Source organism: Streptomyces sp. NPDC002467, assembly GCF_042889825.1.
Classification (GTDB): Bacteria; Actinomycetota; Actinomycetes; order Streptomycetales; family Streptomycetaceae; genus Streptomyces.
Genome location: NZ_JBIARJ010000040.1, coordinates 1 through 25,414, shown reverse-complemented (window position 1 = coordinate 25,414; position 25,414 = coordinate 1). Strand labels below are relative to the sequence as shown.

8 protein-coding genes are annotated in these 25,414 nt (G+C 73.4%); 4 read left to right on the top strand and 4 right to left on the bottom strand.

What is annotated here, in order from left to right:
- The first annotated feature begins 10 nt into the window (after positions 1-10).
- Positions 11-5,074 carry an SDR family NAD(P)-dependent oxidoreductase gene (locus tag ACFYYJ_RS41055; RefSeq protein ID WP_389140039.1) on the top strand — a complete coding sequence of 1,688 codons (5,064 nt, stop codon included), beginning with the start codon at positions 11-13 and terminating at the stop codon, positions 5,072-5,074.
- Between the two features lie 95 nt (positions 5,075-5,169).
- Positions 5,170-6,636, top strand: coding sequence for an FAD-dependent monooxygenase (locus ACFYYJ_RS41050; RefSeq protein ID WP_389140036.1), 1,467 nt, complete (start codon positions 5,170-5,172; stop codon positions 6,634-6,636).
- Positions 6,637-6,716: 80 nt separating this feature from the next.
- Here ACFYYJ_RS41050 and ACFYYJ_RS41045 read toward each other — a convergent pair whose 3' ends face one another.
- Complete coding sequence (locus tag ACFYYJ_RS41045; protein ID WP_385132916.1) at positions 6,717-6,959, bottom strand: phosphopantetheine-binding protein; 243 nt, start codon at positions 6,957-6,959, stop codon at positions 6,717-6,719.
- A 38-nt stretch (positions 6,960-6,997) separates the two neighbouring features.
- Positions 6,998-8,026 (bottom strand): ketoacyl-ACP synthase III family protein, encoded by a 1,029-nt coding sequence (locus ACFYYJ_RS41040; protein ID WP_385366867.1) that lies wholly within the window; start codon positions 8,024-8,026, stop codon positions 6,998-7,000.
- Between the two features lie 99 nt (positions 8,027-8,125).
- Between ACFYYJ_RS41040 and ACFYYJ_RS41035 the strand changes: the two genes are divergently transcribed.
- Complete coding sequence (locus tag ACFYYJ_RS41035) at positions 8,126-8,749, top strand: TetR/AcrR family transcriptional regulator (protein WP_389140031.1); 624 nt, start codon at positions 8,126-8,128, stop codon at positions 8,747-8,749.
- A gap of 104 nt (positions 8,750-8,853) precedes the next feature.
- Positions 8,854-10,059, top strand: coding sequence for a cytochrome P450 (locus tag ACFYYJ_RS41030; RefSeq protein ID WP_389140028.1), 1,206 nt, complete (start codon positions 8,854-8,856; stop codon positions 10,057-10,059).
- Between the two features lie 180 nt (positions 10,060-10,239).
- Here ACFYYJ_RS41030 and ACFYYJ_RS41025 read toward each other — a convergent pair whose 3' ends face one another.
- Entirely contained in the window at positions 10,240-11,856 is a 1,617-nt protein-coding gene (locus ACFYYJ_RS41025; RefSeq protein WP_385132927.1) for a DHA2 family efflux MFS transporter permease subunit, read from the bottom strand.
- Between the two features lie 103 nt (positions 11,857-11,959).
- On the bottom strand, positions 11,960-25,414 hold a 13,455-nt coding region (locus tag ACFYYJ_RS41020), incomplete at its 5' end, for a type I polyketide synthase (protein WP_389140023.1).

Sequence of the window (25,414 nt, the reverse complement as noted above, 5' to 3'; positions counted from 1 at the left end):
CGACGATGTCGTGCAGCCGGTGCCCGGGCTGGTGCCGTGGGTGGTGTCCGGAAAGACCGCCGAAGCGCTTCGCGCACAGGCCGCCAACCTCGCCGCGTACGCACGTGACACACAGACCTCCCTGCTGGACATCGGCTATTCGCTGGCCACGACCCGTACGGCCTTCGAGCACCGTGCGGTGGTCGTCGGCGCGGACCGCGCCGAGCTGATGGCCGGCCTCGAAGCCGTCGAACCGCAGGCCGTGGCCGACGGCGGCACGGCGTTCCTGTTCACGGGGCAGGGGAGCCAGCGCGCGGGCATGGGTCGGGAGCTGTATGCCACGTTCCCCGTGTTCGCCGAGGCCTTCGACGCCGCCTGCGCCCACCTGGACGCGCACCTGGGCCGGTCGCTCAAGGACGTGGTCTTCCAGGGCGATCCTGTCCTGGACCAGACCCGGTTCACCCAGGCCGCCCTGTTCGCCGTCGAGTCCGCACTCTTCGCCCTCGTCTCCTCCTTCGGGGTGCGTCCCGATGCCCTGATCGGCCACTCCATCGGCGAGGTGACCGCTGCGTATGCGGCCGGGGTGTTCTCCCTGGAGGACGCCTGCGCGCTCGTCGCGGTCCGCGGCCGGCTGATGCAGGCCGCTCGTTCCGGTGGCGCCATGGTCGCCATCGCCGCGCCCGAGGCCGACGTACTGCCCGAGCTCGGCGAAGGCCTCTCCCTCGCGGCCATCAACGGTCCCGCCGCCGTGGTGGTTTCCGGTGATGTGGCTGCGGCAGAGGAGATCGAGGCCCTGTTCCGGGGACGGGGGATCAAGGTCAAGCGGCTGACGGTGTCGCACGCCTTCCACTCCGCGCACATGGACGAGGTCCTCGCCGAGTTCGAGCAGGCCATCAGCGGCCTCACCTTCAACGAGCCGCAGATCGCCGTCGTCTCGAACCTGACCGGCCAGGTCGCCGAAGAGCTGACCAGCCCCGCCTACTGGGCCCGCCACATCCGCGCCGCCGTCCGCTTCCACGACGGCATCGAGGCACTGAACGCCCAGGGCATCACCACCTACCTGGAGCTCGGACCCGACCCGGTCCTGACCTCCCTCGTCCAGAACACCCTCGACGTGCCGGTCGCCGTGCCCACCCTCCGCACCGGCCGTGACGAGGCCCGCACCTTCCTCCTGGCCCTCGGGGCCGCGCCGCGAACGGACTGGACCCCGTTGCTCGTCGGCGGCTCGACGGTGCCACTGCCCACGTACGCGTTCCAGCGCGAGGAGTTCTGGCTCGACCCGGTGGACCAGGCCGATGTGGCCGGGGCCGGGCTCGATGCCGCCGGGCACCCGCTGCTGGGCGCGGCCGTCGAGGTCGCGGACACCGGGCACCTGGTCCTGACCGGGCTGCTGTCCGCGCAGCGGCTGCCCTGGCTGGCCGATCACACCATCGCCGGGACCACCCTCCTGCCCGGCACCGCCTTCGTCGACCTCGCCCTCCACGCGGCCCACCTCACCGACCTCGCCGCCGTCGAGGACCTGGTCCTGGCGGCGCCTCTCGTGCTGACCGAGCAGGGTTCCGTACGCCTTCAGGTCACCGTGGAGCCCGCGGACGCCTCGGGTCGCCGCGCGCTGACCGTGCATTCGCAGCCGGACGGCGGCGACGCCTGGACGCAGCATGCGTCCGGGACGCTGACCCCGGATTCGGAGCCCGCGCCGCAGGCATCCCCCGCCTGGCCCCCCACCGGCGCGCAACCCCTCGACCTGACCGGCATCTACGAACGCCTCGCCGACCAGGGCTACACCTACGGCCCCGCCTTCCAAGGCCTGACCACCCTCTGGCAGAACGGCACCGACCTCCACGCCGAGATCCGCCTGCCCGCCGCGGCCGGCAACGCCGAACACACCCTCCACCCCGCCCTCCTCGACGCCGCCCTCCACCCCCTCATCGTCACCACCCTCCACGACCAGACCCTCCGCATCCCCTTCGCCTGGAACCACATCACCCTCCACGCCACCCACGCCACCACCCTCCGCGTCCACCTCACCCCCACCACACCCGACACGGTCGGGCTGGTCCTGTACGACAGCAGCGGCGGCCTCGTCGCGCAGGTCGGCGCGCTGACCACCCGGCCGGTGAGCCGGGAGCAGCTGGGTGCGGCCCCGGCGGCGGACGACGCGGGTCTTCACCTGCTGGAGTGGGCTCCGCTGCCCCCCGCCGACGATGTCGCGGTGCCGGGTGCGGTGGCCGTGGTCGGTGCGGCCGATCCGCTGGGGCTGGTCTCCGTACTGGGTGACTGTGTGCGGTACGAGGACCTGGCGGCGCTGGGCGCTGCCGTGGACGGTGGCGCCGAGGTGCCGGGCAATGTCCTCGTGACCGTGTCCGGCGACGCCGGCGATGTCCTGGCGGCGACGCGGGCCGCGCTGTACCGGGCGACCGGTCTGGTGCGGGAGTGGCTGGCGGACGAGCGGTTCGCCACGTCCCGGCTGGTCGTCGTCACAGGCGGCGCGGTCGCGACCCGGCCCGGGCCGGAGATCCGGGACCTGGCGGCGGCTCCCGTCTGGGGTCTGCTGCGTTCCGCGCGGACGGAGAACCCGGAGCGGTTCGCGCTGCTGGACCTGGACGTCGCGCCGGCCGCCGGTTCGGCGGCCGCCCTGGCCGTGCTCCAGGTGCTGGCCGAGGGCCTGCCCGAGGCGGCGGTGCGCGACGGCGGCGCCCATGTGCCGCGGCTGGTGCGGGCGGCGGACGCGGCGGGGGTGTTGACCCCGCCGGCCGGGGTCGGTGCCTGGCGGGTGGACGTCACCAGCAAGGGCACGCTCGGCAATCTGGCGCTCGTACCGCATCCGGAGGGGGAGCGTGCGCTCGCTCCGTACGAGATCCGGGTGGCGATGCGCGCGGGCGGGCTCAACTTCCGCGACGTGATGATCGGCCTGGGCATGTACCCGGGCGATGACGCCATGATCGGTGGCGAGGGCGCGGGCGTGGTCCTGGAGACCGGTTCCGAGGTGGCCGGGATCGGGGTGGGCGACCGGGTGTTCGGCATGTTCCCGTCGGGCGGTCTGGGGCCGGTCGGGGTCACCGACCACCGGCTGACGGCCCGCATCCCGCAGGGGCTGTCGTTCAACCAGGCGGCCGTCATCCCGGTCGTGTACCTCACCGCGTACTACGGTCTGACGGACCTGGCGGGGCTGCGGGCGGGCGAGCGGCTGCTCGTGCACTCGGCGGCCGGCGGGGTCGGCATGGCCGCGACGCAGATCGCCCGGCACCTGGGTGCGGAGGTCTTCGGCACGGCCAGCCCCGGCAAGTGGGACACCCTGCGCGGCCTCGGCTTCGACGACGCGCACCTCGCGAACTCCCGCACCCTCGACTTCGAGCGGGAGTTCACGGCGGCGACCGGCGGGCACGGTTTCGACGTCGTACTGGACTCCCTCGCCAAGGAGTTCGTCGACGCGACCCTGCGCCTCCTGCCCTCCGGCGGCCGCTTCCTGGAGATCGGCAAGACGGACATCAGGGATGCCGGGGAGGTTGCCGCCGCGCACCCGGGCGTGGTCTACCAGGCCTTCGACCTGATGGAGGCGGGTCCGGAGCGGACGCAGGAGATGCTGCGGGCGCTGGTGGAGCTGTTCGAGGCCGGGGTGCTGACCCCGCCGCCGCTGACCGCGTGGGACGTGAGCCACGCGCCGGCCGCGCTGCGCCACCTCAGCCAGGCGCAGCACGTGGGCAAGACCCTCCTCACGCTGCCGCGTGGGTTGGACCCGGAGGGCACGGTCCTGATCACCGGGGCCACCGGCACACTCGGCACCCTCCTCGCCCGCCACCTCGTCACCGAGCACAAGATCCGCCACCTGCTGCTCACCTCCCGCCGTGGGGCCGACGCACCCGGCGCCGCCGAGCTGCGGGCCGAACTCGAGGGACTGGGCGCGAACGTCACCCTCGCCGCCTGCGACACCGCCGACCGCGAGGCTGTCGCCACGCTGCTGGCGACCATCCCCGCCGCACACCCCCTCACCGCCGTCGTGCACACCGCCGGCGTCCTCGACGACGGAACCGTCGACACCCTCACCCCCGAACGCCTCGACACCGTCCTGCGCCCCAAAGCAGACGCCGCCTGGCACCTCCACGAACTCACCCGCGACACCGACCTCGCCGCCTTCGTCCTCTACTCCTCCGCAGCCGGCATCCTCGGCAACGCCGGCCAGGCCAACTACGCCGCCGCCAACACCTACCTCGACGCCCTCGCCCACCACCGCCACACCCAAGGCCTCCCCGCCACCTCCCTCGCCTGGGGACTCTGGGGCGAGGCGAGCACGATGACCGGGCACCTGGACGAGACGGCGCTGGGCCGGCTGGCCCGTACGGGTGTGGTCGCGTTGAGCTCCGCCGAGGGTCTGGCCCGCTTCGACGCGGCGCTCGGGCTGCGCCAGCCCGTCGCCGTGGCCATGGGGCTCGATCCGGCGACGCTCGCCGAGCGGGCCCGGGCGGGCCTGCTGGACCCGCTGTTCGGTTCCCTCGTACGACAGGCTCGTCCGCGCCCGGTGGCGCGTGCGGCGAGCGGTCCGGCCGGCGGCGCGGGCGGCGCCGGCGCGTCACTGGCGGAGCGGCTGGCCCCGCTGTCGGCGGAGGAGCGGCGCAAGCGGCTGGCGGAGCTGGTCGGCGAGCACGTGGCGGCCGTACTGGGCCACTCCTCGGCGGACAGCATCGGCCCGGACCGGCTGTTCCAGACGCTCGGCTTCGACTCGTTGTCCGCGGTCGAGCTGCGCAACCGGCTCGGCGCCGCCACCGGGCAGCGGCTCTCGCCGACGCTGATCTTCGACCACCCCACGCCGGGTGCGCTGACCGCGCACCTGGACGAGCTGCTCGCTCCGGCGGAGCGGGACGTCTTCGCGGGGATCACTGCCGAACTGGACGCCCTCCAGGACGTGTTGGGGACCGCCGAGACGTCGGCGGCCGCGGTGGGCCGGCTCACCGTACGGCTCCAGGACCTGCTGCTGCGGCTGGAGGAGCACGGCGGGCCGGGGTCTTCGGGCGCGGACGAGGACTCGGCCGAGCGGATCTCCGCCGCGACGGACGACGAGATCTTCGACCTCATCGACAACGAGCTCGGCATCGCCTGAGCCACAGGCCCGCCCGAACACCACGTACGCGCACCACGCGCCGCGTACCACGCACCACGCACCACGCACGACACCAGACACCGGAGGAACAGGACATGTCCGATCCCGTCATCATCGCGGGCGGCGGGCCCGCAGGGCTGATGCTCGCCCACGAGCTCGGCCTGTGGGGCGTCGACAGCATCGTGCTGGAGCGGCTCGACTCCCGCAGCGGCCGGTCCGTGGGCCAGGCCGTCAACACCACCGCCGTCGAGCTGCTGGACCAGCGCGGTCTCCTGGAGGGTCTGCACGAGCACACCACCCCCGTACAGGGCACCCACTTCTCCCTGCTGTGGCTCGACATGACACCGCTCGAAGGGCGCCACCAGCCGGCCCTGCTGCTCGCGCAGGAGTACCTGGAGGCGGAGCTGGAGCGCCAGGCGCTCAAGCGCGGCGCGGACGTGCGGTACGGGCACGCGCTGGCGGGCTACGCCCAGGACGAGTCCGGGGTGAGCGTCACGGTCCGCGAAGGGGAGCGGACGTACGAGCTGCGCGGCAGCTACCTGGTGGGCGCGGACGGCGAGAACAGCCTGGTCCGCGAGCTGGCCGGGATTCCCTTCCCGGGTTCGGGCCCGGCCAGTTGCGGTCTGGTCGCGGACGTGGAGATCGACTTCCAGGACCTGCCGGAGATCCACCGCGGTGCGCGGTTCTGCCCGGTGGGCGGGCTGTACTCGTCGGTGCCGGTGTCGCCGGGGGTCACCCGGGTGATCACCGCCGAGTTCGACACGGCCCTGCCGGGTCCGTCGCTGGAGCCGACCGGGGCCGAGCTGCGCGGGAGCGTGGAGCGGCTCAACGAGACCCCGTTCCCCGATGTGCCGGTGCGCTGGATCCGCCGGTACGGGGGCCCGTCGCGGGTCGCCGAGACGTACCAGGACGAGCGGGTGTTCCTGGTGGGCGACGCGGCGCACACCTTCTACCCGCTGGCCGGGCTGCGGATGAACCTGGTCCTCCAGGACGCGGTGAACCTGGGCTGGAAGCTGGCGGCGGACGTGCTGGGCTGGGCTCCGGCCGATCTGCTGGACACGTACACGGCGGAGCGGCGCCCGCAGGGCCTGCGCGCGGCCGGTGCGACCGACACGCAGCTGGCGCTGATCCACCCGGTGGAGAAGGTGGCGCCGGTGCGGGCGCTGGTGACGGAGCTGCTGAAGTTCCCGGACGCCAACCGCTATCTGCTGGAGCTGTCCACGGGCCTGGACGTGAGCTACGCGCCGGAGTGCGCGGCGGCTCCCGTGGGGCGCCGGCTGCCGCACGTGGCGCTGGCGACCGGGGCCGGGGCGAGCAGCGTGGCCTCGATGCTGCACTCCGGGCGCGGGGTGTTCCTGGACATGACGGGCGGCGAGGGAGCGGCGGACCCGGTGGCGGCGTGGGCGGACCGCGTCGAGCGGGTGGTGGCGGAGCCGGTCGCGGAGATCGGCGCGTCCGCGGTGCTGGTGCGGCCGGACGGGCACGTGGCGTGGGCCGGGGAGCCGGGCGACGCCTCGCTGCGGCCGGTCCTGGAGCAGTGGTTCGGCACCGTGCGCGGCTGAACCCGTAGTACTCGTGACGGAACGGCGAAGGGCCGGGGCGGTCGCCCCGGCCCTTCGCCGTGTTCCGTGCTCGCCGGTGCTCAGGAGGCGAGCTGTCGTACCCAGGCGGCCACGGTGGGCTCGCCCGCGAGGTCCTTGAAGGAGGCGGTCAGGCCGGCGCGCCGCCAGCCGTTGATGAGCTGCATGATGTGCAGCGACTTGAGGCCGAGGGCGATGAGGTTGGCGTCGTCGGCGATGTCGCGGGCGTGGAAGCCGATGAGTTCGGCGACGGCGTCGCGGATCTCGTCGGCGGTGGGCGCCGCGGTGGTGGTGGTCTGGCTCATGGGGTGTGCTCTCTTCTCTCTGGTGGGATGCGGCCGACCTACGGGATGTCGGTGATCTCCAGGACGGCGCAGCCGACCTCCATGCCGACGGCCGCGGCGAGCAGCAGGACGTGGTCGCCGGGGCGCAGTGCGCCGGAGGCCAGCAGGTGTTCCAGGCCGACGATCTGGTCGGTGCCGCCGGAGTGGCCGACGCGGCGGTTGAACTCCCAGGTGCCGCGGGATTCCTCGATGCCGAGCGGGTCGAGGAAGCCGTTCTTGATCTGGTCGAAGGCGACGGCGCTGTGCGCGACGCGCGTGATGTCGTCGAGGGTGCGGCCGGCGTCGGCGAGGGCGGCCGAGACGGTCTCGTTCACGATGTCGCCGAGGTGGAAGACGGGCGGGGCGACGCCCTGGGCCCACTGGGCGCGGATGTGGTCGGTACGGGCCTCCAGGTCGAGGGGGTGTCCCAGGGTGATGCTCGGCGGGAAGAGCGGGTCGGCGCCGCGGTGCAGGACCTCGGCCTCGGGGATGGAGACGGAGGCGACGGAGAGCAGCTTGGCGAAGCCCTGGCGGCGGGAGAGGACGACGGCGGATCCGGCGTCGCCGAGGACGTAGTTGGAGCTGACGCGCCAGCGGTCCAGGCCGGGGGTGGAGAAGTTGTCGCCGGCGGTGACGAGGACGGCGGGGCCGGCGGCCGGGTCGGCGGTCAGCATGTTGGCGGCGAACCGCAGCGAGGTGATCATGCCGAGGCAGCCCTGGCGGAGTTCCATGGCGGGCACGGGCCGGTCCACGGTGTTGTGGAGGATGTAGTGGGGCGCGGACCAGATGTCGGGGCCCTGGTGGAAGACGGGTGTGTGGATGAGCGCGGCGATCTCGTCGGGTTCGTGCCCGGAGCGCTTGAGGGCGTCGCGGGCGGCGGCGATCGCCATGTCGGGGGCGGGCACGTCCCCGGCGACCGCGACGGAGATCATGCCGCTGGAGGCGCGCAGGGTCTCGTCGTACCGGCCGTCCGCGATGGCCTCGTCGACGCCGACCCGGTCGGGTATCCAACTGCCGATCCCGGCCAGGTACACGTTGTCCACTTTCATCCTGTGCGCCCGCTTTCAGAAGAGCCGATGAGGGTACGGGGCACCTTCCCAGGGGATGCTTGTGCGGCTCTTTCGTATGGCTTGCAGCATGATGTGGGCGTGGGGCTGCGGGAGATGAAGAAACTCAAGGTCAGGCAGGCGATCCAGCGGGAGACGCTGCGCCTGTTCGAGGAGCGCGGGTACCGGGAGACGACGGTCGAGGAGATCGCCGCCGCGGCGGAGGTGTCGACGACGACGTTCTACCGCTACTACTCCTCCAAGGAGGACGTGATCCTGTCCGGCGTGCACGAGCGCGGCCAGGCCGGGTCCCCCGCCGCCGAGGGGCCGGCCGCCCCGCTGCACTTCGCGGGCGGCGGGCTGCCCGAGGGCGGTTCGCTGCTGGCCGGGCTGCGGGTGATGCTGGACGGCGTACGGGCGAGCGGGGCCTTCGACGAGGACCGGGCGGAGCTGCTGGCCCGGCTGCGGATGATCAACCAGGTGCCGGAGTTGCGGGCGCTCAACGCGCAGCGCACCCAGGAGGGGTTGCGGGAGCTGGCGCGGATGCTGGCGGGTCCCGACGGGGCGGACAGGTACGAGACCCGGGTGCTGGCGGCGGCGATCGGCGGCGCGGTGGCCGAAACCCTGCGGTTCTGGGTGGACCAGGACGGCGAGCCGGATCTGGCCGGTCTCTTCGACCGGACCTTGACGCTGCTGGCTCCGGCGGTGGAGCGGGCGTCGCGCTGAACGGCCCGCCGGATGGCTCCACTTGACGGTTTAAGGCTGCTTTAGACGCTGCTCCTAGCCTTCGGCGACGACGGGCGTAACGCCACACACCGAGGAGCACGATCGTGACCCAAGTCCAGGAACTGCCGCGCCTTCCCTTCGACCGTGATCCCGACGATGTCAACGGCATCGCCCCGAAGTTCCGTTCGCTGCGCACCGACTCCCCGGTGGTCCGCGTGACGACGTCGGCCGGTGACGAGGCCTGGCTCGTCACCCGCTACGGCGAGGTCAAGCAGCTCCTCAACGACTCCCGGCTGGGCCGTTCGCACCACGCCCCGGAGACCGCCTCGCGCGTCGCCAACGCGGCCGTGCTGACGGGCCCGCTGGGCAAGCCCGAGGACGAGGTGCCCACGCGTACGAAGCTGCGCCGGCTGCTGGCGCCCGCGTTCTCGGCGCGCCGGGTGCAGAAGCTCCAGGGCGGTGTGCAGCAGCTGATCGACCAGCTGCTGGACAACCTGGAGAAGGGCCCGAAGCCGGGCGACTTCCACGAGGCGCTGTCGTTCCCGCTGCCCGTGCTGGTCATCTGCCAGCTGCTGGGCGTGCCGGGCGAGGACCGCGAGGAGTTCCGCCGGATGTCGGCGGGCGCCACCAGCCTGACGGACGTGGAGGCTGCGAAGGCTTCCTGGGCCGAGCTGCACGACTACATGCACGGCCTCATCGAGGTGAAGCGGAAGACCCCGGGCGAGGACGTGTTCTCGGACCTGGTCGCCGTGCAGGAGAAGGAGGGCCTGGAGGACAACGAGATCGCGCGGATGGCCGCCGGTCTGCTGTTCGCCGGGCACGAGACCACGGTGACCCGGCTGGATCTGGGGACGCTGCTGCTGCTCACGCACCCCGAGGAACGCAAGAAGCTGCAGGCCGACCCGCAGGGTCTGGTGCAGGGCGCGGTCGAGGAGATCCTGCGGATGGCGGCGCCGTCCACGCAGGACGTGCTGCCCCGCTACACGCACGACGACATCGAGATCGCCGGCACCAAGATCGCCAAGGGTGACCTGGTGATGCTGGCCTTCACGGCCACCAACCGCGACCCCGACATCTTCTCGGACCCGAACGTCTTCGACATCACCCGGGACAGCACCCAGCACCTGGCCTTCGGTCACGGTCCGCGCTTCTGCCTCGGTTCGGGTCTGGCCCGCCTGGAGCTCCAGGCGCTGTTCTCCACGCTGTTCGTCCGCTTCCCGAACCTGCGCCTCGCGGTGGACCCGGCGGAGCTGCAGTTCCGCGACGACACGCTGACGGGCGGCCTGGCCTCGCTGCCGGTCACCTGGTAGCCCGTACGCCCCGTACGCCCGTACGCGCGGACGACGAAGGAGCGGCGCGCCCCCGAGGGGGTGCGCCGCTCCTTCGTTTCCGGACGGGTCCGGACGTGCTCCGGCCCCCGCGACGGGGGTTGACACGGGGGCCGGAAGTCGGTGCGGGTCAAGCGGTTCGAACGGTTCGAACGGTTCGGTTCAGCGGGCGGGTTCGGCCTGCGGCGGCGCCGCGGGCGCGGTCGCGGCGGCGGCCGCGGCGGCCTTCTTGACCGCCAGGTGGTTCTTGGCGGCCAGGCAGAGCAGCAGGGAGCCGGCGACCGCGCCGAGCGGCAGGATCAGCGTGCTGTGCATGGTGGTGACGAACCCGTTCGAGTAGACCGCCTGCGCCGTGTCGGCGAGCTGCCGGACGGCCTGCGCGGGCAGCCCCGCCGCGAGCTCCTTGAGCGCGCCGGCGTCGGGGCTCGCCCCGTGGGAGAACGCGGCGACGAAGCCGTCGCGGCTCTGGGCGGGCAGGTCGCCGGAGCGGGTGGCGGCCTCCTCGTGCAGGGTGGTGGCCAGTCGACTCTGCAGGACGGCGCCGACGACGGAGGCGCCGAGGACCGAACCGATCTGCCGGATGGTGTTGTTGACGCCGGAGGCGGCGCCGGCCAGCCGCGGCGGTACGTTGCGCATCGCCTCGGTGGCCATCGGCGCGAGCAGGCAACCGGTGCCGAGGCCGACGACGGCCATGGGCAGCGTGAAGGTGTACCAGTGGCTGTCGGCCGCGGCGAGGGCCAGGACCAGCGAGATGCCGATGCCGTAGACGGCGAGGCCGAACAGCAGCACGTACTTGCCGCCGATCTTGTCGGACATCCGGCCCGCGAACGGGGCGGTGATCATCGACAGCAGCGGCGACGGCGCCAGCGTCAGGCCCGCCTGCATGGCGGACATGCCGAGCACGGACTGCAGGTAGATGTTCATCGGCAGGACCAGGCCGAGCAGGGCCATCGAGATGAGCGCGACGATCACGGTCATCACGGTGAAGTTCCGGTCGCGGAACAGCGCGAACGGGACGAGGGGCTCGTCCTCCTGCTTGCGGCGCTGGTAGAGCACGAACACACCGAGCAGGGCCACGCCGCCGGCGATCAGCGCCACGATGCCCGCGTTCCAGTCGTAGCGCTCGCCCTCCTGGAGGCCGAAGCTCAGGCAGAACAGCGCGGCGGTGGCGATGAGGACGCCCACGACGTCGAACTTGTGGGCGCGGGCCGGGCGGATGTCGGGCACGAGCGTGAAGGTCAGCGCGAGCACGGCGATGCCGACGGGCACGTTGATGAAGAAGATCCAGCGCCAGCCGACGGTGCTGACGATCAGGCCGCCGAGCGTCGGGCCGGAGATGGTGGCGACACCGGCGATGGATCCCCATACGCCCATGGCCGCGCCGCGCCGGTCCGCCGGGAACACGGCGACGATCATCACCATCGTCTGCGGCACCATCATGGCCGCGCCCAGGCCCTGCACCGCGCGGGTGGCGATGAGCATGCCGGGGCCGGCGGCGAGGCCGCAGGCGATGCTGGCCAGGGTGAACAGCACGACGCCCGCGGCGAAGAGGGTGCGCGGGCCGCGCAGGTCACCGAGGCGGCCGAAGGTGATCAGGGTGACGGCGAGGACGAGCGCGTAGGCACTGACCACCCACAGGGCCTCGTCGAGGGAGGAGCCGAGTCTCTCCATCATGTCGGGGATCGCGATGTTCACGATCGTCAGGTCCAGCAGCGTCATGAAAAACCCGAGACCGAGCGTCGCCAAGACCGCCCACGGGTTCCCGCGCAACTTGCTCACGGTTACTCCTCGTCCTTCCACCGAAGTGGCTCGCCATAAAATCTGGGACAGTGACCCGAAATTGTCAATGCCCCGTTTTTCAGGGCCCGTTGGGGCCCGCCCATCACAAACCGAGCTCCTCGTCCAGCGCGGAGAACAGTTCGTCGTCGGAGATGTCCGCCAGTCCGTCGTCATCGGACGGCCCGGCGGCGCTGTCGGCGGCGGACTGCCACCTGCGCAGCATTTCGCGCAGCCGGCTCCCCGCCCGGTCGTGGTCTTCCGTCCCGGCCTCGGCCGCGGCGAGCGCCGCCTCCAGCCGGTCCAGTTCCCGGTCGAGGCCACCCGATCCGGGGGCCTCCGGCACGAGCCGGCCCAGCAGTTCGCCGGTGAGGGCCTCGGCCGTCGGGTGGTCGAAGACGAGGGTGGCCGACAGGCGCAGCCCGGTGGCCGCGGTCAGCCGGTCGCGCAGCTCGACGGAGGTCAGCGAGTCGAAGCCGAGCTCCTGGAGGCTGCGGCCCGGGTCGACGCGGCGGCCGTCCGCGTGGCCCAGCACACCGGCGACCTCACCGCGTACGAGGTCCAGCACGAGGGCGGTGCGTTCCGCGGCGTCGCCGAGCGCGGCCAGCCGGTCCGCGAGCGACGCGGGCGCCGCGCCGGCGCCGCCGGTCCCGGCCGCGGCGGCGCCGCGCCGGGCGGGCGTGCGGACGAGGCCGCGCAGCGGCGCGGGCAGCGTGCCCGCCCCGGCCTGGGCCCGCAGTGCGGCGGGATCCAGCCGGACCGGGACCAGGGCCGCCTGCGATCGGGCGGCCAGGGCCTCGTCGAGCAGGGCCAGGCCCTGTTCGGCGGCCATCGGGGCGAGGCCGCTGCGGGCGAGGCGCGCGCGGTCGGCGGCGCCGAGTTCCTCGGCCATGCCGGCTCCGTCGCCGCCCCACAGGCCCCAGGCCAGGGACAGCGCGGGCAGTCCGGCCGCACGGCGCTGGTGGGCGAAGGCGTCGAGGAAGGCGTTGGCGGCCGCGTAGTTGGCCTGTCCGGCGGTGCCGAGCGAGGCGGCGATCGAGGAGAACACGACGAACGAGTCGAGGTCCGCGTCCCGGGTCAGCTCGTGCAGGTTCCACACGGCGTCGGCCTTGGGCCGCAGCACGGTGTCGAACCGTTCCGGGGTGAGCCCGGTCAGCACTCCGTCGTCCAGCACGCCGGCGGTGTGCACGACGGAGGTCAGCGGCCGGTCGGCGGGGACTCCGGCCAGCAGCTCCGCCAGGGCCGCGCGGTCGGCGACGTCACAGGCGGCGAAGGTGACCTCGGCGCCCGACTCCCGCAGCTCCGCGCCCAGTTCGGCCGCGCCGGGCGCGTCGGCGCCCCGGCGGCTCGCGAGCAGCAGGTGCCGTACTCCGTACGCGGTGACCAGGTGCCGGGCGACCAGTCCGCCGAGGAACCCGCCGGCGCCGGTGAGCAGCACCGTCCCGCCGTCCCGGAAGGCCGGGGCCGGCTCCTCGTCGGGCCGGGCCGGTGCCAGGCGCGGGGCGTGGGCGGCGCCGGCGCGCAGGGCGAGCTGCGGCTCGCCGTGCTCCACGGCGTACCGGGCCGCGGCGGGGACGGCGGCCGCGGAGGCCGGGTCCTCGTCGAGGTCCAGGACGACGAAGCGGCCGGGGTGTTCGGCCTGGGCGGAACGCAGCAGGCCGAGGACGGCGGCGGCCACCGGGTCGGGTGCGTCGGAGCCGTCGACGGGTGCGCCGCCCTCGGTGAGCAGCACGAGGCGGGTGTCGGCGAGCGCTTCCTCGGCGAGCCAGCCCTGGAGCAGCCGCAGCAGACCGCCGATGGCCTCGCGGGCCTGCTCCGGCGGGGTCGCGGCCAGCGCGGACGGGTCCTCGACGAGCGCCTCGGGCGGTACGACGGCCAGCGCGACGGCGTCGGCGACCGCGAAGCGGGGCACGGGCCGGCCCGAGCGGGCGGCCTCGGTCAGCGCGGCGAGTCCGCAGTGGCGTGCGGCCCCGGCCGGTACGGCGGTCACGGCGAGCGCGGGGCCGAGCAGCGCCCAGTCCGCGGCGTCGGCGACGTCGTCCGCGCCGTCCTGCGCCGCCGCCAGCGGCACCCAGTCCAGGCGCAGCAGGCCGCCGTCCGCGCCCGGGTTCCCCTGGCCGGTCGCGGCCAGGGCCCCCTCGGGGAGGCGGCGTACGGCGAGGGCGTCGACCGTGGCGACGGCGCGGCCCTCCGGGTCGGCGAGGTCGAGGCGGTAGGTGCCCTCGGCGCCGGTGGGGGCGACGCGGACGCGCAGGGCGCCCGCTCCGGTGGCGTGCAGGCGGACCCCGCTCCACTGGAACGGGACGTGGATGCGGTCGGCGCCGTCGTCCCCGTCCCGGCCCGGGCCGCCGAGCGCGAGGGTGCGCAGGGCCGAGTCGAGCAGGGCGGGGTGCAGGCCGAAGCCCTCCTCCCGGGTGCCGGTCCCGTCGGGCAGCGTCACGTCGAGGTAGTGCACGTCGCCCTGGCTCCAGGCGGCGGTCAGGCCCTGGAAGGCGGGGCCGTAGCCGAGCCCGGCGTCCACGAGCCGGTCGGCGAGCGCGTCGACGTCCACGGGTTCGGCGTCGGCGGGCGGCCAGGCCTCGGCCCAGGGTGTGGCGGGCGGTGCGGCGGCCGGGCCGGCGGCCAGGACGCCGGTGGCGTGCCGGGTCCACGTTCCGCCGTCGGCACTGGAGTGGACGGCGAAGGCGTGCCGTCCGGTGCCGTCGCCGGTGTCGGTGACCTGCACCTGTATCCGCAGGGCCGTGCGCTCCGGGAGGACGAGCGGGGCCTCCAGGCCGAGTTCCTCGACGGTGTCGCAGCCCACCTGGTCCCCGGCCCGTACGGCGAGGTCGGCGAAGGCCGCGCCCGGCAGCAGGACCGAGCCCGCCACGACGTGGTCGCCGAGCCACGGGTGGTCGGCGAGCGCGATCCGGCCGGTGAGCACCGCGCCCCGGCCGTCGGCGAGTTCGACGGCCGCGCCGAGCAGCGGGTGCTCGACGCGTTCCTGTCCGGCGGTGGCCGCGTCCTGGGCGGGGGCGGGCGCGTCCAGCCAGTAGCGGGTCCGCTGGAAGGCGTACGTCGGGAGGTCGACGGGACGCGCGGCCGGCAGCAGCGGCGTCCAGTCGACGGCGGCGCCGCGCGTCCAGGCCGTGCCGAGTGCCGTGAGGAAGACCCGGCCTTCGGGCTGTCCGGCGCGCAGGGCCGGCGCGGCGGCGACACCGTCCAGGGCGCCGCGGACCATGGCCGTCAGGATCGGGTCCGGGCCGAGTTCCAGGTAGGTGGTGACGCCCTGCTCGTGGAGGGTGCGCACGCCGTCGTGGAAGCGGACGGCGGCCCGGATGTGCCGGGCCCAGTAGCCGGGGTCGGTCAGCTCGCCGGGGGCGGCGATCCGGCCGCTGATGTTGGAGACGACGGGGATGACCGGCTCGCGCAGGTCCAGGGTCGCGGTGACGGCCTCGAACTCGGCCAGGACGCCGTCCATGTGCGGCGAGTGGAAGGCGTGCGAGACGGTCAGCTGGCGGGCCTTGACCCCCTGGGAGCGGAAGTGTTCGGCGATCTCGTGCGCGGCGTCGGCGTCCCCGGAGACCACGACCGAGTCCGGCCCGTTGACGGCGGCCAGGCTGAGGCGGCCCGCGTGGCGCTCCAGGTGGGGCAGTACGTCGGCCTCGGCGGCCCGGATGGCGATCATCGCGCCGCCCGCCCGGGCCGCCTGCATGAGCCGGCCGCGGGCCGCGACCAGGGTGCAGGCGTCGGCGAGGTCCAGGACGCCCGCGGCGTGCGCGGCGGCGACCTCGCCGACGGAGTGCCCGATGAGCAGGGCCGGGGTGAGCCCGGCGTGCTCGGCGAGCCGGAACAGCGCGGTCTCCAGGGCGAAGAGTGCGGCCTGCGTGTAGACCGTCTGGTCCAGCAGGTCGGCTTCGGGGCTGTCGGGGGCCGCGAAGACGAGCTCCTTGAGCGGGCGCCCGAGTGCGGGGTCGAGGTGGGCGCAGACCGCGTCGAAGGCGTCGGCGAAGACGGGGAAGGACTCGTACAGGTCGCGTCCCATGCCGGGCCGCTGGCTGCCCTGCCCGGTGAACATCACGGCGGTCCGCGGGGCGGCTCCCACGGCGGCGCGGACGACGGCGGGCGAGTCGGTGCCCGCGGCGAGCGCGGCCAGCGCGTCGGTCAGTGCGGCCCGGTCGGCGCCCGCGACGACCGCGCGGTGCTCGAAGCGTGCGCGGGTGGTGGCCAGTGCCAGCGCCACGTCCGCCGGCGCCGGTTCCCCGGCGGCCACGTGGTCGCGCAGGCGGGCGGCCTGCTCGCGCAGCGCCTCCTCGGTACGGGCGGACAGCAGCCACGGTACGGGCCCGGCGGGGGCCTCCCCTGCCTCCCGGGTCACCTCGGGTGCTTCGGCCTGCGGAGCCTGCTCCAGGATCAGGTGCGCGTTGGTCCCCGAGATCCCGAAGGAGGAGACGGCGGCGCGGCGCGGCCGGTCGGTCGTCTCCCAGGGCTGCTCCTCGGTCAGCAGCTCCACCGTCCCGGCGGACCAGTCCACGTGCGGGGTCGGCGCGTCCACGTGCAGGGTCCTCGGCAGGACCCCGTTGCGCATCGCCATGATCATCTTGATGACGCCGGCGACGCCGGAGGCGGCCTGCGCGTGTCCGATGTTGGACTTGAACGAGCCGAGCCACAGCGGGCGCTCAGAGCTGTGCTGCTCGCCGTAGGTGGCGATGAGCGCCTGCGCCTCGATCGGGTCGCCGAGCGTGGTGCCGGTGCCGTGCGCCTCCACGGCGTCGACATCGGCACCGGTCAGCCCGGCGTCCTGGAGTGCCTGGCGGATGACGCGCTGCTGGGCGGGGCCGTTGGGGGCGGTCAGGCCGTTGCTGGCGCCGTCCTGGTTGACGGCGCTGCCGCGGATCACGGCGAGGACCTCGTGCCCGTTGGCCCGCGCGTCGGACAGCCGCTCCAGGAGCACCAGGCCGGCGCCCTCGGCCCAGCCCGTCCCGTTGGACTGCGCGGCGAAGGCCTTGCAGCGGCCGTCGGGCGACAGGGCGCGCTGCCGGCTGAACTCCAGGTAGGTGGTGGGCGTCGCCATGAGGGTGACACCACCGGCGAGGGCCATCGAGCACTCGCCGCTCCGCAGCGCCCGGGTGGCCAGGTGCAGGGCCACGAGCGAGGAGGAGCAGGCCGTGTCCACGGTGATGGCGGGGCCTTCGAGCCCCAAGGTGTACGAGACCCGGCCGGAGGCGACGCTGCCCATGCTGCCGTTTCCGAGGTAGCCCTCGTACCCGGCGGGCGCGGGCTGGAGCCGCGAGGCGTAGTCGTTGTACATGACGCCCGCGAAGACACCGGTGCGGCTGCCGCGCACGTCGGCCGGGTCGATCCCGGCCCGCTCGAAGGCCTCCCAGGCGGTCTCCAGCAGCAGCCGCTGCTGCGGGTCGGTGGCCAGGGCCTCGCGCGGGCTGATGCCGAAGAACTCGGCGTCGAAGTCCTCGGCGCCGTGCAGGAATCCGCCCTGCGTGGAGTACGTACGGCCGACGGCGTCCGGGTCCGGGTCGTACAGCACGTCCTCGTCCCAGCCCCGGGAGGCGGGGAAGGACCCGACGGCGTCGACCCCGTCGGCGACGAGCCGCCACAGGTCCTCGGGGGACGCGATGCCGCCCGGGTAGCGGCAGCTCATGGCGACGACGGCGATCGGCTCGTCGTCACCGGCCCCGGGGGCGGTGACGACAGTGCTCGCGGTCGTACTCGCGGGAGCGCTCGCGCCGACGGCCCGCTCCAGCAGGTAGCCGGCGACGGCGCGGGGCGTCGGGAAGTCGAAGACGAGGGTCGCGGGCAGGGTCAGCCCGGTGGCCGCGCCGAGCCGGTTGCGCAGCTCCACGGAGGCCAGCGAGTCGAAGCCGAAGTCCTTGAACGGCCGCTGCTCCTCGACCGAGTCGGGCGAACCGTGGCCCAGTACGGTCGCCACGTTGGCCCGTACGACATCGGCGACGGCCGCGGCCCGCGCGTCCTCGGGCAGCGCGGCGATCCGCTCGGCCCAGGCCCCGCCGGCCTGCGCGGCGCCCGGGGCGGCGGCCGCCCGGCGGGCGGGCACGCGCACCAGCGAGCGCAGCAGCGCCGGGAGCCCGCCCGCCGCCGCCTGCGCGCGCAGCGCGGGCATGTCGAGGCGGGCGGGGACGGTCGCGGGACGCCCGCCGGCCAGGGCGGCGTCGAACAGCGCGAGCCCCTCCTCGGTGCCCAGCGCGGCGATGCCGCCACGGGTCATCCGGGCCAGGTCGGCGCCGCTGAGGTGCCCGGTCAGCCCCGAGGCCTGGCCCCACAGGCCCCAGGCCAGCGAGGCGGCGGGGAGCCCGAGCGCGTGCCGGTGGGCGGCGAGACCGTCGAGGAGGCCGTTGGCGGCGGTGTAGTTGCCCTGACCGGGGTTGCCGAGGGTGGCGGTGACGGAGGAGAACAGGACGAAGGCGGCCAGGCCGGCGTCCCGCGTCAGCTCGTGCAGGTGCCAGGCGGCGTCGGCCTTGGGACGCAGTACGGAGTCCAGCCGCTCGGGGGTGAGCGCGCCGACCGTACCGTCGTCGAGGGCGCCGGCCGTGTGCACGACCGCGGTGAGCGGCCGGTCGGCGGGAACACCGGCCAGCAGCTCGGCGAGGGCCTCGCGGTCGGCGACGTCACAGGCGGCGAAGGTGACCTCGGCACCCGACTCCCGCAGCTCAGAGCCCAGTTCGGCAGCACCGGGCGCACCGGCGCCCCGGCGGCTCGCGAGCAGCAGGTGCCGGGCCCCGTAAGCGGTGACCAGGTGCCGGGCGAAGAGCCCGCCGAGCGTCCCGGAGGCCCCGGTGACCAGGACGGTCCCGGCCGGATCGAGGGCGATGTCCGCGGCGGGGGCGCCGGCGGCCCGGACCAGCCGCGGTGCGAGGACCGCCCCGGCGCGCAGCGCCAGTTGGGGCTCGACCGCGGCGCCGGACAGGGCGTGCGGCAGGGCGCCGGGATCGTCGTCGCCGCTCGGGTCGAGGTCGACGAGGGCGAAGCGGCCCGGCTCCTCGGCCTGCGCGGTGCGCAGCAGGCCCCAGACGGCGGCGCCCGCGAGGTCCGGCACGTCGTCGCCGTCGTGCGGGGCGACCGCGCCCCGCGTGGCGACGACCAGCCGGACACCGGCGAGACCGTCCTCGGCGAGCCACTCCTGGACCACGTCGAGCACCCGGCCGACAGCGGCCCGGACCTGCTCGGGCAGCGGAGCCCCGTCGGCCTCGGACGTCCCGGAGGCCAGGAGCACCACGGACTCCGGTGCGGGCGCGCCCTGCCGTACGGCGGCCAGCAGAGCCGCCGCGTCGGTGTGGACCGCGGCACCGAGGACCCCGGCGAGCGCACGGTCGGCGGCGGAACCGCCGAGCACGACGGTCTTCGCTTCGCCCTCCGCTGCGGCTTCGGCTTCGGCTTCGGCTTCGGGAAGCAGCGCCTCGGCCCATTCGACGACGTACGGGACGGCGCTCTCGGCGGCGGCCGGCGCCAGTCCGCCCGCCGGAACCTCGCGCAGGGCGAGGGAGTCGACGGAGGCGACGGGCTGCCCGGTCGCGTCGGTGATCTCCAGGGCGATGCTGTCGGCGCCGACGGGGCTGATCCGCACCCGGACGCTCGTCGCACCGGTCGCGTGCAGTCGCACCCCGGACCAGACGAACGGCAGCCGGGGCGCGGGCAGTTCAGCACCCGGGGTCAGCAGACCGGTGTGCAGGGTGGCGTCCAGCAGCGCCGGGTGGACACCGAAACCGTCGACCTCACCCTGCAGCCCCTCGGCGAGGGCGACCTCGGCGAACACCTCGTCGCCGAGCCGCCAGGCGGCCTGCACGCCCTGGAACACGGGCCCGTACTCGTACCCGGCCACGGCCAGCGCCTCGTACAGACCGCTGATGTCGGTCCGCGTCGCCCCGACCGGCGGCCAGGCCTCACCGGGCACGGCAACCCGGGGCGCGGCGGCGGCAGCGGACGAGAGGACACCGGACGCGTGGCCGGTCCAGGCGGCCTCCTCGTCCCCGGCCGCGTCCGCGCCCTCGGGCCGGGAGTACACGGCGACGGCACGGCGGCCGCCCTCCTCGGCCTCGACGACGACCTGGAGGCGCACCGCACCGTTCGCGTCGAACAGCAGCGGGGCCTGGAGGGTCAGCTCCTCCAGCACCTCGCAGCCCGTCTCGTACCCGGCCCTGAGGGAAAGCTCGACGAAGGCGGTACCGGGCAGCAGCACCGTCCCGGAGACGGCGTGATCGGCGAGCCACGGGTGCGACTTCAAGGACAGCCGCCCGGACAGCACGGCGGCCCCACTGCCGGCGACCTTGGTCACCGCTCCGAGGAGGGGGTGCTCGGCGTCGGTGAGACCGGCCATGGCGACATCACCAGTGGTCTTGACGGGGTCGAGCCAGTAGCGGGAACGCTGGAAGGCGTAGGTCGGCAGATCGACCGGCCGCCCGCCGGGGGTGGGCAACACGCTCGCCCAGTCGACGTCGACGCCGTGGGTCCAGGCCTGCCCGAGGGAGAGCAGGAACCGCTCAAGCCCACCCTCGTCACGGCGAAGCGACGGCACGGCCATCGCGGTCGCGGCATCGGCGGCCTCGAACGTCTCCTGAAGCCCGATGGTCAGCACCGGGTGGGCACTCGACTCGATGAACGTCGTGAAACCGTCAGCGAGCAGCGCACGCGTCGTCTTCTCGAACTCGACCGTCTGGCGCAGGTTCCGGTACCAGTACCCGGCATCGAGCGCGGCCGTGTCGACGACCTCGTTGGTGACCGTCGAATAGAACGCCACCTCCGGCACCCGAGGCGTGATCGGCGCCAGGAGGTCGGCCAGCTCGGCCTCGATCGACTCCACGTGCGGGGAGTGCGAGGCGTAATCGACGGCAATCCTGCGCGACCGCACGCCATCCGCGTCGAGGTCCGCGACCAGCTCGTCCAGCGCACTGTTCGTACCGGAGACGACCGTCGAGGAAGGGCCGTTGACGGTGGCGACACCCAGGTCATCGGGCCACCGCGTCAGATACGGACGTACGTCGTCAGCGGGCAGGGCAACGGAGAGCATGCCACCGCGCCCGGCCAGCGCGATGATCGCCTGGCTCCGCAGCGCGACGACCAGGGCCGCGTCTTCGAGGGACAGCGCACCGGCCACCGCGGCGGCCGCGATCTCGCCCTGCGAGTGACCCACGACCGCGTCCGGCACGACGCCGTACGAGCGCCACACCTCGGCAAGGGACACCATCACCGCCCACAGCGCGGGCTGGATGACGTCCACCCGCTCCAGCAGACCCTCCGGGTCCCCGCCCAGCAGCACCTGGAGCAGATCCCAGTCGGTATGGGCGGACAGCGCCCGCGCGCACTCGTCGAGCCGTTCCCGGAACGCCGGCGACTCGGCGTACAGCCCCGCCGCCATCCCGATCCACTGCGAACCCTGCCCCGGGAACACGAACACCGTGCGACCGGATCCGGCCGGGACGACGGTCTCGTTCTGCGCGACGGCGGCAAGAGCACCGAGCAGGCCTTCACGGTCGGCGCCGACGACGGCGGCCCGGTAGTCGAAGTCCGTACGCGTGCCGACCAGCGCAGCACCCACGGCACCAGGGCTGACCTGCGGGGCGTCCTCGACGAACGCGGCGAGGCGCAGGGCCTGTGCACGCAGGGCACCGGCGTTCTTCGCGGAGATCAGCCACGGCACGACGACAGGAACGGGGGCATCTTCATCGGCCGGCACCTCTTCCGCCGGCGCCTGTTCGAGGATCATGTGGGCGTTGGTGCCCGAGATGCCGAACGACGAGACCGCGGCACGACGCGGCCGGTCCAGCTCGGGCCACGCACGCTGCTCCGTCAGCAGCGACACCGAACCCTGCGACCAGTCGACGTGCGAGGTCGGCTCCGCGACGTTCAGCGTCTGCGGGAGGACTCCCTCGCGCATCGCCATGACCATCTTGATGACGCCGCCGACACCGGCCGCCGCCATCGTGTGCCCGATGTTCGACTTGAACGACCCCAGCCACAAGGGCTGTTCGGCCGTGTGCTCCTGCCCGTACGTCGCGATCAGCGCCTGCGCCTCGATCGGGTCACCCAACTTGGTGCCCGTGCCGTGCGCCTCGACGACGTCGACGTCGGCACCGGTCAGACCCGCGTTCGCCAACGCCTGACGGATGACGCGCTGCTGCGACGGCCCGTTCGGGGCACTCAGCCCGTTGCTCGCACCGTCCTGGTTGATCGCCGAACCACGGATCACCGCCAGCACCTGGTGACCGTTACGACGGGCATCGGAAAGCCGCTCCAGCAGCACCAGGCCGGCGCCCTCACTCCACGCCGTGCCGTCCGCAGTCGAAGAGAACGCCTTGCAACGACCGTCCTCCGACAGCCCCTGCTGCCGCGAGAACTCCACGAACATGCCGGGCGTCGACATCACCGTCGCACCACCCGCGAGCGCCAGCGAGCACTCACCCGACCGCAGCGACTGGGCCGCCAGGTGCAGCGCCACCAGCGACGCCGAGCACGCCGTGTCGACCGTCACCGCCGGACCTTCGAGACCCAGCGTGTAGGAGATACGCCCCGACGCCACGCTCGCCGTGTTGCCGGTCAGGAGATAGCCCTCCGTACCGGCGACCGGCTCCGCGAGGCGCGGACCGTACTCCCCCGTCATCGCACCGACGAACACACCCGTCCGGCTGCCCTTCAGCGACTGCGGAACGATCCCCGAGCGCTCCAGCGCCTCCCAGGCCGTCTCCAGCAGCAGCCGCTGCTGCGGATCCATGGCCAGCGCCTCGCGCGGCGAGATCCCGAAGAACTCCGCGTCGAACTCGTCCGCCTCGTACAGGAAGCCGCCGTACCGGGCGTACGTCTTGCCCGACAGACCGCGCTCGGAGTCGTACAGCCCTTCCGCGTCCCAGCCACGGTTATCCGGCCAGGCACCGATCGCGTCCACGCCCTCGGCGACCAGCCGCCACAGACCCTCGGGCGAATCGACGCCACCGGGATAGCGGCAGGCCATGCCGACGATCGCCAGCGGCTCGTCGGACACGTCCTCGACTCCGGCCAGGACGGCGTCCACGGCGTCCGGGTCGGGCGCGCCCACCAGGTCGCGGACGATGTGACGGGCGAGGACGGCGGGGGTCGGGTAGTCGTAGACGAGCGAGGACGGCAGGGCGAGCCCGAGGTCTGCGGCCAGGCGGCTGCGGAGTTCGACGGAGGTGAGCGAGTTGTAGCCCAGGTCCTTGAAGGGCAGTTCGGGGTCGATCGCGTCGGCGCTGTCGTATTCGAGGATCTCGGCGGTGTGACGGCAGACGAGGCCCGTGATGAGCTTCTGGCGCAGGAGATCACCCTGCTTGCCGGTGAGCTTGCGCACGCGGCCCGCCCATTCCCCGAGCACGCCTTCCGGCTCCTGGGCATCCTCTTCCTCGACGGCGACGGGCGCGTCGGGGACGTCGACCCAGTAGCGCTTGCGCTGGAAGGCGTAGGTGGGGAGCTTCACCCGCGTCCCACCCGGCAGGAAGGCCGTCCAGTCGACGTCGGTGCCGGAGCAGTACGCGGCCCCGAGGGCGCGGAGCAGGCTGCGCGGCTCGTCGCCCTGGGCCTTGAGCAGCGAGGCGGCGACCGGCGCCTCAAGCGTGCTCTGGACCAGGGAGGTCAGGACCGGGTCCGGGCCGAGCTCCAGATACGTCGTGATGCCCTGGGCGTTCAGCGCCTCGATGCCGTCGTGGAAGCGGACGGCACCACGGATGTGACGGGCCCAGTAGGCGGGGCTGGTCAGCTCTTCGGCGACCTGACCGGTCAGGTTCGAGACGACGGCGATCTGCGGCTCGTTGAAGGTGAGGCCGCTGATGGCCTGCTCGAACTCGGCGAGGACCTCGTCCATGTGCGCGGAGTGGAAGGCGTGCGACACCGTCAGCCGCTTGACCTTCACGCCCCGGCCCCGGAACAGGGCCTCGATCGCGTCCGCCGCCTCCACATCGCCGGAGACGACGACAGCGGAAGGACCGTTCACAGCAGCCAGCGACAGACCCTCGCCCAGCTCCGCCAGTACGTCGGCCTCGGGCGCGGCGATGGCGACCATGGCGCCACCGGAACGCGCGGCCTGCATCAGCCGGCCGCGGACCGCGACGAGCGCGCAGGCGTCCTCCAGGGAGAACACCCCGGCCGCATAAGCAGCAGTGACTTCACCGATGGAGTGGCCGATCAGGGCATCGGGACGCACCCCGAAGGAGGAGACGAGGGCGAAGAGCGCGGACTCGACGGCGAACAGGGCGGCCTGGGTGAACCGGGTCTGGTCCAGGACCGGATCGCCCTGGAAGACCACGTCCTTGAGCGACCGGCCCAGGTGCACATCCAGATACGCGCAAGCGGCATCGAAGGCCTCGGCGAACACCGGGTACGCCTCGTAAAGCTCCCGACCCATGCCCGCCCGCTGGCTCCCCTGCCCGGTGAACAGGAACGCGGTTCCCGCGGCACCCGCCGCCCGACCACCCTGCACGGCCTCCAGGCCCGCGTTCAGCTCGGCCCGGTCCGCACCCACGACCACTGCACGATGTTCGAAGACCGTCCGTGTCGTCGCCAGCGAGTAGCCGACGTCCAGCAGCGACCCGCCCTCGAACGCAGCCAGGTTCGCGGCCTGCCCGCGCAGCGCCGCAGCCGTCTTGCCGGACACCACCCACGGCACCAGCGCCGGCTGCTCAACCGGCTCATGCTCGACCTCGGCGACATTCCTCAGCACCAGATGGCAGTTGGTGCCGCCCATCCCGAACGAGGAAACACCCGCAACACGGCGCTCCTCGTCCCAGACACCGGTCTCGGTCTGCACCCGCAGGTTCAGCGCGTCCAGATCGATCGCAGGATTCGCCGACTCGAAATTCAGACTCGCCGGCACCACACCGTGCCGCACCGCGAGCGCCGCCTTGATCAGCCCGACAACGCCCGCCGCACCCTCCAGATGCCCGACATTCGTCTTCGCCGACCCGACCACCAGAGGCTTGACACGCCCCTCGGCATTCCCGACCACCGCGCCCAGAGCCGCCGCCTCGATCGGGTCCCCGAGAGCGGTGCCGGTCCCGTGCAACTCCACATAACCGACCTCGGCAGGCACCACACCCGCCCGCTCACAAGCCAGCCGCAGTACTTCAGCCTGACCCTCCACCCGCGGAGCCGTCAGACCATCCCCACCACCATCGTTGTTGACCGCACCACCCGCGATCACACACACCACGTCATCACCATCAGCGACCGCATCCTCCAGCCGCTTCAGAACGACAAGCCCACCCCCCTCACCCCGCACATAACCATTCGCCCGACCATCGAAAACAAACGCACGCCCATCAGGCGACAAACCACCGAACTTCGACACCACCACCGAAGACTCCGGCGCCAACATCAAATTCACACCACCCGCCAACGCCAACGACACCTCACCACGACGCAACGCCTCACACGCCTGGTAAACCGCCACCAACGCCGACGACTGACCCGAATCCACCACCAACGACGGACCCGTCAAACCCAACAAATAAGAAACCCGATTCGCAATCACACTCCGCGCGAGACCCGTCGACGTGAAAGCACCAACCCCCTCCACACCACCCCGCCGCACCACACCCGCGTAATC

Coding starts and splice junctions, on each gene's coding strand:
- ACFYYJ_RS41045 (WP_385132916.1), bottom strand. CDS start 6,959: ATGAGCCAGACCACCACCACCGCGGCGCCCACCGCCGACGAGATCCGC.
- ACFYYJ_RS41050 (WP_389140036.1), top strand. CDS start 5,170: ATGTCCGATCCCGTCATCATCGCGGGCGGCGGGCCCGCAGGGCTGATG.
- ACFYYJ_RS41040 (WP_385366867.1), bottom strand. CDS start 8,026: ATGAAAGTGGACAACGTGTACCTGGCCGGGATCGGCAGTTGGATACCC.